Here is a 13,736-nt window from a genome sequence, read left to right as displayed (position 1 = left end):
TTTACTCGGCGGTATGAGCGTCGGCGGCGCAGGCGGGTTTGCCCGCTGCGTATTTAAGACTGGGGTCGACCAGCGCATCAAAGCGTTTCAACGCTTCGGAGCCGATCAGCAGCGGGTATTGGAAGGCGCTGCGGTCAGTCAAGTTCACTTCGATGCTGCGTAAAGCGGTGCCCATGCAGATATCCAGGGAGATCACTGGGCGGGCGGTGTAGTTCTTGTCCTCATCGGGGTCGTAGTCACCGGCGCGGCGCTTGATCTTGCTGACGCGGGCCAGGGGGCGTTCGATGGGGTGGGAATGGGCGGTGTCGATGGCGAGATAAAAGCGTACCCAGGATTCGCCGTCGCGCTTGAAACGCTTGATATCGCGGGCGCTCAACGAGGCAGTCTTGGCGCCGGTGTCGAGTTTGGCGGCGACTTCCAGGTCGATGCCGGCCAATTTGGCGTATTCATTCAGGCCATACACGGTCTTCTCGGCGGCAACGCCAAGGCCAGGTATGCACAGTAGGCAAATAAGAAGGAAGGGCTTGAGTCTCATAGATCCTGACGCGGTGCAGTGCGATGTTTAATTCAAGGCGACTGGCATTGCTGCGCAAACTCCCTCGTGCGCCGTTTCATCAAGTGATGTCAGGCAAAAGCGGCGGGCATTCTAACATGATGCTTTTCTGGCGCCAGCGCTGGCAGGCGGCCATGCCCAGCGAAGGTGCGGCAAGGGTTATTAGACGATTGTCGACAATGTGGATTTATTCTTTGACTAATAAGGCTTGATTGGCTAGTTTTTGCGACATTGCTTTTAAAGGTGTCGACAATATGCTGGATCAGCTGGAAACGCCGGTGGTGTCGCAAGACGATTCCCAGACCATGTCAGAGAACGTCTTCCGGCGTATCCAGGCCGCCATCGTCAAGGGTGAAATCGCTCCCGGCAGCAAGATCTCCGAACCGGAACTGGCGCGCACCTATGGCATCAGCCGTGGCCCGTTGCGTGAGGCTATCCACCGCCTCGAAGGCCAGCGCCTGCTGGTGCGTGTGCCTCATGTGGGCGCAAGAGTGGTGTCCTTGAGCCATGCCGAGCTGATCGAACTGTATGAAATCCGCGAGTCCCTGGAAGGCATGGCCTGCCGCCTGGCCGCCGAGCGCATGACCGACGCCGAAATCGAAGAGCTGCGCCAGGTGTTGCACACCCATGAGCGCGACGAAGCGTTTCAGGCGGGCCTGGGCTACTACCAGCAGGAGGGCGACTTCGATTTTCATTACCGGATAATTCAAGGCGCCGGTAACCGCACCCTTACCCAAATGCTCTGCGGCGAGCTGTACCAATTGGTGCGCATGTACCGCATCCAGTTCTCCGCCACCCCGAATCGTCCACGCCAGGCTTTTGCCGAGCATCACCGCATTCTTGACGCGATTGCCGATCGCGACGGTGAACTGGCCGAGTTGTTGATGCGCCGCCATATCGGCGCTTCCAAACGCAATATTGCCCGTCATTTCCCGGACGGCGCTCCTTCATCACGAGGTGAGTCATGAGTTCCAACAATAAAACCACTCCAGGCCAGCGTTTTCGTGACGCCGTTGCCAGCGAACAGCCCTTGCAGGTGGTTGGCGCAATCAATGCCAACCACGCGCTGCTGGCCAAGCGTGCCGGTTTCAAGGCGATTTATCTGTCAGGCGGCGGCGTAGCTGCCGGCTCCCTGGGCGTGCCGGACTTGGGCATCACCGGCCTGGACGACGTACTCACCGACGTACGTCGCATCACCGACGTGTGCGACCTGCCGCTGCTGGTCGACGTCGACACCGGTTTCGGCTCCTCGGCCTTTAACGTGGCGCGCACCGTCAAGTCGATGATCAAGTTCGGCGCCGCCGCCATCCACATCGAAGACCAGGTCGGCGCCAAGCGTTGCGGGCATCGCCCGAACAAAGAAATCGTGTCCCAGCAGGAAATGGTCGACCGCATCAAGGCCGCCGTAGACGCGCGCACCGATGACAGCTTCGTGATCATGGCGCGCACCGACGCGCTGGCGGTTGAAGGCTTGGAGTCGGCCCTGGAGCGTGCCGCCGCCTGCATCGAAGCCGGTGCCGACATGGTGTTCCCGGAAGCCATCACTGAGCTGGAGATGTACAAGCTCTTCGCCTCAAAGGTAAAGGCCCCGATCCTGGCCAACATCACCGAGTTCGGTGCAACCCCTCTCTACACAGTCGATCAACTGAAATCTGCCGATGTTTCCATCGTGCTGTACCCGCTCTCGGCTTTCCGCGCCATGAACAAGGCTGCCGAGAACGTCTACACCGCGATCCGTCGCGACGGTACGCAACAGAACGTCATCGACACCATGCAAACCCGCATGGAGCTTTACGATCGCATCGACTACCACACCTTCGAGCAGAAGCTCGACGCGCTGTTCGCCGCGAAAAAGTAACGAACGCGCCTCCCTGAATAACTACAAAATTGGAGAAGAACCATGGCTGAAGCAAAAGTACTGAGTGGTGCCGGCCTGCGTGGCCAGGTGGCCGGGCAGACCGCACTGTCTACCGTCGGCCAGGCCGGTGCCGGCTTGACCTATCGCGGCTATGACGTGCGTGAACTGGCCGCCGATGCGCAATTTGAAGAGGTCGCCTACCTGCTGCTCTACGGCGAGTTGCCGAGCAAAACCGAATTGGCCGCTTACAGCGCCAAACTCAGCAAACTGCGCGACCTGCCGCAAGCGCTTAAAGAAGTGCTGGAACGCATTCCTGCCGACGCCCACCCTATGGACGTGATGCGCACCGGTTGCTCGTTCCTGGGCAATATCGAACCCGAGAAAGACTTCAGCACGCAGCACGATGTCACCGACCGCCTGCTCGCCGCTTTCCCGGCAATCATGTGCTACTGGTATCGCTTCAGCCACGACGGCAAAAAGATTGACTGCGTGACCGACGAGCCAAGCATCGGCGGCCACTTCCTGCACCTGCTGCATGGCAAGAAGCCCAGCGCGTTGCATGAAAAAGTCATGAACGTGTCGCTGATCCTCTACGCCGAGCACGAATTCAACGCCTCAACCTTCACCGCCCGCGTGTGTGCTTCAACCCTGTCCGACCTGTATTCCTGCGTGACCGCCGCTATCGGCTCGCTGCGCGGTCCGTTGCATGGCGGCGCCAACGAAGCCGCGATGGAGATGATCGAGCGTTTCGGTTCGGCCGAAGAAGCCGTCGAAGGCACCCTCGGCATGCTGGCGCGCAAAGACAAGATCATGGGCTTTGGCCACGCGATCTACAAAGACAGCGACCCGCGTAATGAAGTGATCAAGGGCTGGGCGAAACAACTCGCGGATGAGGTCGGCGACAAAGTGTTGTTCCCGGTCTCCGAAGCCATCGACAAGACCATGTGGGAACAGAAAAAGCTGTTCCCCAATGCTGACTTCTACCATGCCTCGGCGTACCACTTCATGGGCATCCCGACCAAGCTGTTCACGCCGATCTTCGTGTGCTCACGGCTGACCGGCTGGGCTGCGCATGTGTTCGAGCAGCGCGCCAACAACCGCATCATCCGTCCAAGCGCCGAGTACATCGGCGTTGAGCAGCGCAAGTTCGTGCCAATCGAACGTCGCTGAGTGGCATGAACCAGGCACATTGGCCTATGTGCTTTTCTGTGGGAGCTGGCTTGCCTGCGATCGCATCACCCTGGTGTACCTGTCACACCGCAGTGATGCCATCGCAGGCAAGCCAGCTCCCACAGAGAGCCAGGCCAGTGTCGACAGTTCGCCTTGTGAACCTACCGTGACCGAGTCCTGACGATGAACACTGAATTTCGCAAACCGCTGCCCGGCAGCCGCCTGGATTTCTTCGACGCCCGCGCGGCTGTCGAGGCAATCACGCCCGGCGCCTATGCCACCTTGCCGTACACCTCGCGCGTGCTCGCCGAAAACCTGGTGCGCCGCTGCGACCCGGCCACCCTCAACGCTTCCCTGAGCCAACTGATCGAACGCAAACGCGACCTGGATTTCCCGTGGTTCCCGGCGCGCGTGGTGTGCCACGACATCCTCGGCCAAACCGCGCTGGTCGACCTTGCCGGCCTGCGCGATGCCATCGCCCTGCAAGGCGGTGACCCGGCGCAGGTCAACCCGGTGGTGCCGACCCAACTGATCGTCGACCACTCGCTGGCCGTCGAAGCCGGTGGTTTTGACCCGCAGGCGTTCGAGAAAAACCGCGCCATCGAAGACCGTCGCAACGAAGACCGTTTTCACTTTATCGAGTGGACCAAAAAGGCCTTCAAGAACGTCGACGTGATCCCGCCGGGCAACGGCATCATGCACCAGATCAACCTGGAGAAAATGTCTCCGGTGATCCAGGTGCGTGACGGTGTGGCCTTCCCCGATACCTGTGTCGGCACCGACAGCCATACCCCGCACGTAGACGCCTTGGGCGTGATCGCCATCGGCGTCGGTGGCCTTGAAGCCGAGAGCGTGATGCTCGGCCGCGCCTCGTGGATGCGCCTGCCGGAAAGCGTCGGCGTGGAACTGACGGGCAAGCTGCAACCGGGCATCACCGCCACCGACATGGTGCTGGCGCTGACCGAGTTCCTGCGCAAACAGAAAGTCGTGGGTGCGTGGCTGGAGTTTTTCGGCGAAGGCGCTTCGGCACTCACCCTGGGCGACCGCGCGACCATCTCCAACATGGCCCCGGAATACGGCGCTACCGCCGCGATGTTCTACATCGACCAGCAAACCATCGCCTACCTGAAACTCACTGGCCGCGAAGACGAACAAGTCACGTTGGTCGAGCAATACGCCCGCCACACCGGCCTGTGGGCCGATGACCTCAAGGGCGCGCAATACGAGCGTGGATTGACCTTCGACCTGTCCAGTGTTGTGCGCAACATGGCCGGCCCGAGCAACCCGCATGCGCGTGTTGCCACCAGCGATCTGGCGTCCCAAGGCATCTCCGGTCAGTGGGATGAAGTGCCGGGGCAAATGCCCGACGGCGCGGTGATCATCGCCGCCATTACCAGTTGCACCAACACCAGCAACCCGCGCAACGTGATTGCCGCAGGCTTGCTGGCACGTAATGCCAACCAGCTGGGGCTGACGCGCAAACCGTGGGTCAAATCCTCGCTGGCGCCGGGCTCGAAAACCGTGGCCATGTACCTGGAAGAAGCCGGCCTTGGCCATGAGCTGGAAAAACTCGGCTTCGGCGTGGTGGCCTTTGCCTGCACCACTTGCAATGGCATGTCCGGCGCACTCGACCCGGTGATCCAGCAAGAAATCATCGACCGCGACCTGTACGCCACTGCCGTGCTGTCGGGTAACCGCAACTTCGACGGGCGTATTCACCCGTATGCCAAGCAAGCGTTCCTGGCTTCGCCGCCGTTGGTGGTGGCCTATGCGATTGCCGGTACCATCCGCTTCGACATCGAAAAGGATGTGCTGGGCCTGGATGCCGACGGCAAGGAAATCCGCCTGAAAGACATCTGGCCAAGCGACGAAGAAATCGACGCTGTGGTCAAGGCGTCGGTCAAACCGGAGCAGTTCCGCGCCGTCTACATCCCGATGTTCGCGATCCACGAAGACACCGGCCCCAAAGTCGCGCCGCTGTACGACTGGCGCCCGCAAAGCACCTACATCCGCCGCCCGCCCTACTGGGAAGGTGCGTTGGCGGGTGCGCGGCCGCTCAAGGGCATGCGCCCGCTGGCGGTACTGCCGGACAACATCACCACCGACCACCTGTCGCCGTCCAACGCGATCATGCTCGACAGCGCCGCCGGCGAATACCTGGCGAAAATGGGCCTGCCGGAAGTCGACTTCAACTCTTACGCGACCCATCGCGGCGACCACTTGACCGCGCAGCGCGCAACCTTCGCCAACCCGAAGCTGTTCAACGAAATGGTCGTGGAAAACGGCAAGGTCAAGCAGGGTTCCCTGGCGCGTATCGAGCCCGAAGGCCAGGTCACGCGAATGTGGGAAGCCATCGAAACCTACATGGAGCGCAAGCAGCCGCTGATCATCATTGCCGGCGCCGACTACGGCCAGGGCTCGTCCCGCGACTGGGCGGCCAAGGGCGTGCGCCTGGCCGGTGTGGAGGCGATTGCCGCCGAAGGGTTTGAGCGCATCCACCGCACCAACCTGGTAGGCATGGGCGTGTTGCCGCTGGAATTTTTGCCGGGCACCGACCGCCACACACTGAAGATTGACGGCAGCGAAACCTATGACGTGGTCGGCCAACGCACCCCGCGTGCGCAACTGACGCTGGTGATCAACCGCAAGAATGGCGAACGTGTCGAAGTGCCGGTGACGTGCCGCCTGGACACCGCCGAAGAAGTGTCGATCTACGAGGCGGGCGGCGTGTTGCAACGGTTTGCCCAGGACTTCCTGGAATCGGCGGCGACGGCTTAAGGGGATAACCATGGCACACGCAGCGCAAATCAAGATCCCCGCCACCTACATGCGTGGCGGCACCAGCAAGGGCGTGTTTTTCAGCCTCAAGGACCTGCCCGAGTCGGCGCAGGTGCCGGGTGCCGCCCGTGACGCCTTGCTGTTGCGGGTCATCGGCAGCCCCGACCCCTACGACAAGCAGATCGACGGCATGGGCGGTGCAACCTCCAGCACCAGCAAAACCGTGATCCTGGCCAAAAGTACCCGGGCCGATCACGACGTGGATTACCTGTTTGGCCAGGTCTCCATCGACAAGCCGTTTGTCGACTGGAGCGGCAACTGCGGCAACCTGTCGGCGGCGGTGGGTTCGTTTGCCATCAGCGCCGGCCTGGTTGACCCGGCCCGCGTGCCGCATAACGGTGTGGCGGTGGTGCGGGTGTGGCAGGCCAATATCGGCAAGACCATCATCGCTCACGTGCCGATCACCGACGGCGCGGTGCAGGAAACCGGCGACTTTGAGCTCGACGGCGTGACCTTCCCGGCTGCCGAAGTGCAGCTGGAGTTCATGGACCCGGCAGCGGAAGAAGAGGGCGGCGGTGGCTCGATGTTTCCCACCGGCAACCTGATCGACGACCTGGAAGTACCGGGTGTCGGCACCTTCAAGGCGACGCTGATCAACGCCGGTATCCCGACGATTTTCATCAACGCCCAAGACCTCGGCTACACCGGCACCGAGCTGCAAGGCGCGATCAACAGCGACCCGAAGGCCCTGGCAATGTTCGAGACCGTGCGGGCCTATGGCGCGTTGCGCATGGGCCTGATCAAACACCTGGACGAAGCCGCCCAGCGCCAGCACACGCCGAAGGTCGCGTTTGTGGCCAAACCTTTGGATTACGTGGCCTCCAGTGGCAAGGCAATCAAGGCCGGTGATGTGGATTTGCTGGTGCGCGCACTGTCCATGGGCAAGTTGCACCACGCGATGATGGGCACGGCGGCGGTGGCGATTGGCACGGCGGCGGCGATTTCCGGCACCCTGGTCAACCTCGCGGCCGGTGGTGTCGAGCGCAACGCGGTGCGGTTCGGGCACCCGTCCGGCACCTTGCGCGTCGGTGCCGAAGCCACCCAGGTGAACGGCGAATGGGTGGTGAAAAAAGCCATCATGAGCCGCAGCGCACGGGTGTTGATGGAAGGCTTCGTGCGCGTGCCCGGCGACGCGTTCTAACCCTTGCGGGAGCTGGCTTGTGTGGGAGCTGGCTTGCCTGCGATGGCATCACCTCTGTGTTTCAGATGAACCGAGGTGATGCCATCGCGGGCAAGCCCGGCTCCCACAGGTGATTCTCTATTTCAAGGCAGACACCCAAGATCTGCTTTCCAATAACCGTAAGCCCGAGGACTAACCCCAACCCACTTTGGAGTACTGCCATGAGCGCCAACGTCGACCAGAATAACCGCCCCGACTACGACCAGGTCCTGCAGGACATTGCCGACTACGTCCTCAATTACCGCATCGATTCCCGCGACGCGTTGGACACTGCACGCAATTGCCTGATGGACACCCTCGGTTGCGGCCTGCTGGCCCTGCGCTTCCCCGAGTGCACCAAGCACCTGGGGCCGCTGGTGGAAGGCACCGTCGTGCCGTTCGGCGCGCGTGTGCCGGGCACTTCATTGCGTCTGGACCCGGTCAAAGCCGCCTGGGACATCGGCTGCATCGTGCGCTGGCTCGACTACAACGACACTTGGCTCGCCGCCGAATGGGGCCACCCTTCGGATAACCTCGGCGGCATCCTCGCCGTGGCCGATCACCTGTCGCAAAAACGCGTGGCCAGCGGCGATGCGCCACTGACCGTGCGTGCGGTGCTGGAAGCGATGATCATGGCCCACGAAATCCAGGGCGTGATTGCCCTGGAAAATTCCTTCAACCGCGTCGGCCTCGACCATGTGTTACTGGTGAAAGTCGCCTCCACGGCGGTCACCGCCAAGCTGATGGGCGCCAAACGTGAACAGCTGCTGTCGGCGTTGTCCCACGCGTTTGTCGATGGACAGGCGCTGCGCACCTATCGCCATGCGCCGAATGCCGGCTCGCGCAAATCCTGGGCGGCCGGGGATGCATCGAGCCGTGGCGTACGCCTGGCGGATATCGCGCTGCGCGGCGAGATGGGCATCCCCGGTGTGCTGAGCGCGCCGCAATGGGGTTTTTATGACGTGCTGTTCAGCCACACCAATAAAGACCTGGCGCTCAAGCCTGAGGACAAGCGCGCGTTCAGCCTGTCCCAGCCTTATGGCACCTATGTGATGGAAAACGTGCTGTTCAAAATCAGCTTCCCGGCCGAGTTTCACGCGCAAACAGCCTGTGAAGCGGCGGTGACCTTGCACCCGTTGGTCAAGGATCGTCTGCATGAAATCGAACGCATTGTGATCACCACCCACGAGTCGGCGATTCGCATCATTTCCAAAGTCGGGAAGCTGGCTAACGCCGCCGACCGCGACCACTGCCTGCAGTACATGACTGCGGTGCCGTTGGCGTTCGGCAATCTGGTGGCCGAGCAGTACGAGGATGAATTCCACGCGGCGCACCCGATCATCGATGAGCTGCGCGAAAAGATGGAGGTCGTTGAGGACTTGCGCTACAGCCGGGAATACCTGGAGGCCGACAAGCGCTCTATCGCCAATGCCGTGCAGGTGTTTTTCAAGGACGGTACCCACACTGAGCAGGTCGCGGTGGAGTACCCGATTGGGCATCGCCGCCGTCGGGTGGATGGCATTCCATTGCTGGAGGACAAGTTCAAAGCCAACCTGGCCACGCGGTTTACCGCGCAGCGCAGTGGCGAGATTTTTGCGTTGTGCAAGGATCAGGCGCGGCTTGAGGCTACGCCGGTGAATCGGTTTGTGGACCTGTTTGTGATCTGACAAACACCAAAAAGCTAACTGGGGAGCTAGCTTGTGTGGGAGCTGGCTTGCCTGCGATAGCATCACCTCGGTACTTCAGAAACACCGAGTCGCCTGCATCGCAGGCAAGCCAGCTCCCACAAAAGCCAGCTCCCATTAGGTCCATTACATACTGCCTTCCACATCATCCAGGCTGAATGTCTCGGTATGGTCGTCATAGGAGAAAATCTCCGCATAACGCCCCCACGCCACCACGCTTTCCAGGGTTTTCTCCACAAAGGCTTCGGTCATCGAGTCTTCCAGCTCCTGCTCAAAACGCACCCGTGGCGCACGGTGCCCGCTGCGTTCAAGCAATACCTGATGAATCCGCGCGGCCAGAGGCACGTGTTTGATCAAGTGCTCGGCGAACAGGGTTTTGCGCTCTTGCGTGCCGTAGTCGGCGAACAGCTTGCCGGCGTCGGTGAGGGTGATGTCCGCGCCCTTGAGTTCAGCGAAACCCAAATGCTCGAGCATCTCGGCCACCGGGAACAGGTCATCGACTTCCAGCAAGCGCCGTTCGGCCACGGTCGGCAAGCCGGCGTGGCCGTTGTAAGGCTCGGCGGCCAGGGTTTCGATCAGGCCGGCCATCAGGTTGGTGGATACCTCCGGCAGCAGGCTGCCCATTTTCAGCTCGGGTATGCCACGGCTGGCATCGGCGCTGCGTCGGTCGGTCATCAGTGCGTAGATGTCGTCGACCATTTGCCGGAACGTCGGGTCCAGGCGGTTGCGCGGGTGCGCGAACGGCACCTTGATCTCGGCGACCACGCGGCCGGGGTTGGATGACAGCACCAGAATACGGTCGCACATCAGCACTGCTTCTTCGATGTTATGGGTCACGATCAGGATCGACTTGATCGGCAGCTGTTTGCCGCTCCACAAGTCCAGCAGGTCGGTGCGCAGGGTTTCGGCGGTGAGCACGTCGAGGGCCGAGAAGGGCTCATCCATCAGCAACAGCGTCGGGTTGACCACCAGGCCACGGGCAAACCCCACGCGCTGGCGCATGCCGCCGGAGAGTTCGCGCGGGTAAGCGTTTTCAAACCCGTCGAGGCCGATCAAGTCGATGGCGGCCAAGGCGCGCCGGCGGGTTTCCTTGCGCTCGACTTGCAAGGCTTGCAGGCCGGCTTCGACGTTTTCCAGCACGGTAAGCCAGGGGAACAGGGCAAAGGTCTGGAACACCATGGCCACACCTTCGGCCGGGCCGTTGAGCGGCGCGCCGTTGTAGCGAACTTCGCCGGATGATGGCTGGATCAGCCCGGCGATGATGCGCAGCAAGGTGGATTTACCCGAGCCGGAACGGCCAAGCATGCCGACGATCTCACCCTCGTGCAGGCTCAGGTCGACGCCGCTGAGCACTTGCAGCTCGTCTTTACCTTTGCCGAACACCCGGTTGACGTTTTTCAGCGAGTAGATTTGCGGGGTATCGGCAGTGTTTTCGGTGTAGGTAGTCATCACGGCGAATCCCATCAATTCAGACGAAGTTTGTTTTCAGCGATGGCGTACATCGGCCGCCAGACTGCGCGGTTGAACGCCACCACGAAGATCGACATCACCACCACGCCCAGGGCAATTTTCGGGAAGTCGCCGGCCGCGGTGGTTTGCGCGATGTAGGCGCCCAGCCCATGGGCGACCACATTGTCCTGGCCCCAGGACACGTACTCGGACACGATGCTGGCGTTCCAGGCACCGCCCGAGGCGGTAATGGCGCCGGTGACGTAATAGGGGAAGATCCCCGGCAGCATCACCTTGCGCCACCACAGCCAGCCACGGATGCGGAAGTTGGCGGCGGCTTCCTTGAAGTCATTGGGGAAGGCACTGGCGCCGGCAATCACGTTGAACAGGATGTACCACTGGGTGCCCAGCACGATCAGCGGGCTCAGCCAGATATCCGGGTTGAGGTTGTAGTGCAGGATCACGATCACAAACACCGGGAACAGCAGGTTCGCCGGGAAAGCCGCGAGAAACTGTGCCAGCGGCTGGATTTTTTCCGCCAGTGCAGGGCGCAAGCCGATCATTACGCCTAAAGGCACCCAGATCAGCGAGGCGATCAGAATCAGCCCGGCCACGCGTAGCAAGGTGATCAGGCCCAGTACAAACACGTGGCCGACTTCGGCGAAGGTCACTTCGGTGCCGACGTATTGCACGATGTGGTACAGCGCATACGCGGCCAGCAACGCAATCAACGTGCCCCACACCCAGTCGATCACTTTTGACGCCGCCGGTGTTTCTGCCGGCAACGCCTTGAGCGCACCGCCCGCCAGGCTGAAGCGTTTGTTGCCGATCCGGCTGAAGGTGCGGGTAATAGGGCGCAGACTGCGTTGCACGATGCGCGTGCGCTGGATCAGGTTCAGCAGCCAGGATTGTGGCGCAGCGCCCTGGGACGCGGTGGTTTCCATGCGGAACTTGTCAGCCCAGGCCACCAACGGGCGGAACAGCAACTGGTCGTACAGCAGGATCACCACAATCATCGCCAAAATCACGTAACCCACGGCGTGCAGGTCTTTCTGGGCGATCGCCAAGGCCAGGTACGAACCTACGCCCGGCAGGGTGATGGTCTTGTCGCCGACGGTGATGGCTTCGGAGGCAACCACGAAGAACCAGCCGCCGGACATGCTCATCATCATGTTCCACACCAGCCCCGGCATGGCGAACGGCACATCGAGCTTCCAGAACTTCTGCCAGCCGGAAAGCCGCAGGTTGGTCGACACCTCTACCAAATCGTGGGGCAGCATGCGCAGCGACTGATAGAAGCTGAACGTCATGTTCCAGGCCTGGCTGGTGAAGATCGCAAAGATCGCCGCGAGCTCGGCGCCGAGCACGCGCCCAGGGAACAGCAGCAGAAAGAACGTCACCGTGAATGAGATGTAGCCGAGCACTGGCACCGATTGCAGGATATCGAGCACCGGCACCAGCAGCTTTTCAGCACGTCGGCTTTTGGCGGCCAGGGTGCCGTACAGCAGGGTAAAAACCAGCGCCGCGACCATGGCCGCGAGCATGCGCATCGTGGTGCGCATCGCGTATTCCGGCAGGTTGGCCGGGTCGAGGGAGATGACTTCACTTTGCAACGTGGCGATGGGCGCCCAGGTTTCCCGCGCGGTAAGGGAGAAAAACAGCAGAAAGCCGATCACCAGCGGCAGCGCGACCAGGTCCCAGAGGTTGGGCAGTAAGCGCAGGGTGGATGCCGGCAGGTAATCGCGGAACACTTTGTTCATAGGCATTCAGTCCTGCAGCGTTCAGATTCAGGGGCGTAATGGGAGTGAGCTTAGCTGCTGCACGAATGCCCCACCGGGAGGGACGGGCGCTGTTTTCGTGAGTCAGGGGCAACGATGCATTGCTGGCGGGATTGTACGTTTCTGAATGTTACAAGCACATAAATTTGCTGTCAGTTTCCTGTACGAACTGCGGCTTGGGCACCGGTTTTGCCTGCGTTGATCAACCTTCAGGAAAAGACTGATTGTGCTGCCGACATAATTAGCTACCCACACATCCTGTATCCCGGGAACCGCTTTCAGATAAATGCCAATCAATGGGTCAGATCACTTGTCGCAGCAAGTCTCTGCCAACCCACAACTCAGCACTGTCTGGATTTGAGAAAGCACCCTATGAATAGCGTAAATACCCGGCCACAAACGAACTACCCAACGGGCCACGAGGCGTCGCAATATTCGCAGCCCCTTCGTCAGAAAAACATGGCCGATACCTCAACGGGTGTCGACACACAGGGCGATGCTGCGGCTCCTCGGCCGCCCGTGACGGCAGAGCAACGCGGTCAGTTTTCGAGCCACAACACCCTCGTTAACCAGCCGCAATTGCATAAGGTCGGCCCACAGGCTGAGACCCTGGAGTTGTTGGGTAAAAATAACCAGCTCCTGATCGACTTCAAGGCGTTTATCACCGAGTGCCAGGAGAAAATCGTCAATCTTAAAAACGATATTGTCGAACTGCGTGAGCAACTGAGTGCTCCATGCAAAGACACCGACGAGGCCCCCGTAGAACTGCCTCAAACACCTCAAGAGTCGGTTAAGCAGGTTGTTCAAGACGCTCGGACAACTGAAGTTGCCCAGGATCAAGAGCTTGAGGAGGCGCTCAAGCTAAATACGCAGTTGCGCGATGATATCGGCGAGCTCATGCAGCAGATGAAAGAGGCCTTTGAAGCGTTGGGCAAGGAGCTTAAAAGTATGACTGAGCACGTCAAGACGATGACCAAACCTGAAACCCAGGCGCCAACGGCGCCAGCGGATAAGTCCATTATGACCACCAGCGATGAGCCGGCAGATCCGACCAACGAGTCACCCACGCAGGCACTGCCCACCGCTGATCAATTCAGGGTGGACAACGCTAGTATCGAAGCGGGTATTGCTGAGATGAAGTCCTACTACAGCACACAAATTTCATTGCTTGAGGAACAGGTTCAAGTGTTGAAAAAGCACCTTGATGAGGCGAAGCAGTAAGGCTTGGCTTCACTTCGGCAAGCGT

10 protein-coding genes are annotated in these 13,736 nt (G+C 60.7%); 7 read left to right on the top strand and 3 right to left on the bottom strand.

The window, feature by feature from the left end; translation table 11 throughout:
• Position 1: 1 nt before the first annotated feature.
• Positions 2-535 carry an ATP-dependent zinc protease gene (locus tag HBO41_RS02160; RefSeq protein WP_017134740.1) on the bottom strand — a complete coding sequence of 178 codons (534 nt, stop codon included), beginning with the start codon at positions 533-535 and terminating at the stop codon, positions 2-4.
• Between the two features lie 272 nt (positions 536-807).
• On the opposite strand from HBO41_RS02160, the gene HBO41_RS02155 reads away from it, so the two are divergent.
• From HBO41_RS02155 to prpD, 6 genes are all read left to right on the top strand, one after another.
• Complete coding sequence (locus HBO41_RS02155; protein ID WP_017134741.1) at positions 808-1,521, top strand: GntR family transcriptional regulator; 714 nt, start codon at positions 808-810, stop codon at positions 1,519-1,521.
• Positions 1,518-2,411: a methylisocitrate lyase gene (gene prpB / locus HBO41_RS02150; RefSeq protein WP_017134742.1), complete on the top strand. Its 894-nt coding sequence runs from the start codon at positions 1,518-1,520 to the stop codon at positions 2,409-2,411. Before HBO41_RS02155 ends, prpB begins: the two co-directional genes overlap by 4 nt.
• A 42-nt stretch (positions 2,412-2,453) precedes the next feature.
• Positions 2,454-3,581, top strand: a complete 1,128-nt coding sequence (gene prpC / locus HBO41_RS02145) for a 2-methylcitrate synthase (RefSeq protein WP_169984984.1) — start codon at positions 2,454-2,456, stop codon at positions 3,579-3,581.
• A gap of 183 nt (positions 3,582-3,764) precedes the next feature.
• Entirely contained in the window at positions 3,765-6,359 is a 2,595-nt protein-coding gene (gene acnD / locus HBO41_RS02140; RefSeq protein WP_169984982.1) for a Fe/S-dependent 2-methylisocitrate dehydratase AcnD, read from the top strand.
• A gap of 10 nt (positions 6,360-6,369) precedes the next feature.
• Positions 6,370-7,560: a 2-methylaconitate cis-trans isomerase PrpF gene (gene prpF / locus HBO41_RS02135; protein ID WP_017134745.1), complete on the top strand. Its 1,191-nt coding sequence runs from the start codon at positions 6,370-6,372 to the stop codon at positions 7,558-7,560.
• A 200-nt stretch (positions 7,561-7,760) separates the two neighbouring features.
• Complete coding sequence (prpD, locus tag HBO41_RS02130) at positions 7,761-9,245, top strand: 2-methylcitrate dehydratase (RefSeq protein ID WP_169984980.1); 1,485 nt, start codon at positions 7,761-7,763, stop codon at positions 9,243-9,245.
• A 144-nt stretch (positions 9,246-9,389) separates the two neighbouring features.
• Here the strand turns inward: prpD and HBO41_RS02125 are convergent, their stop codons facing one another.
• Positions 9,390-10,712, bottom strand: a complete 1,323-nt coding sequence (locus HBO41_RS02125) for an AAA-associated domain-containing protein (RefSeq protein WP_017134747.1) — start codon at positions 10,710-10,712, stop codon at positions 9,390-9,392.
• Between the two features lie 14 nt (positions 10,713-10,726).
• Positions 10,727-12,472: an ABC transporter permease subunit gene (locus HBO41_RS02120; RefSeq protein WP_169984978.1), complete on the bottom strand. Its 1,746-nt coding sequence runs from the start codon at positions 12,470-12,472 to the stop codon at positions 10,727-10,729.
• 390 nt (positions 12,473-12,862) lie between these two features.
• Here HBO41_RS02120 and HBO41_RS02115 point away from each other — a divergent pair, with 390 nt between their 5' ends.
• On the top strand, positions 12,863-13,711 hold the full coding sequence (locus tag HBO41_RS02115) for a hypothetical protein (protein WP_169984976.1): 849 nt from the start codon (positions 12,863-12,865) through the stop codon (positions 13,709-13,711).
• The last annotated feature ends 25 nt before the right edge of the window (positions 13,712-13,736 follow it).

Source organism: Pseudomonas sp. WS 5146 (assembly GCF_012985495.1).
GTDB lineage: Bacteria > Pseudomonadota > Gammaproteobacteria > Pseudomonadales > Pseudomonadaceae > Aquipseudomonas > Aquipseudomonas edaphica.
The sequence above is the reverse complement of the archived record's forward strand: the minus strand, read 5'-3'. Positions and strand labels throughout refer to the sequence as shown.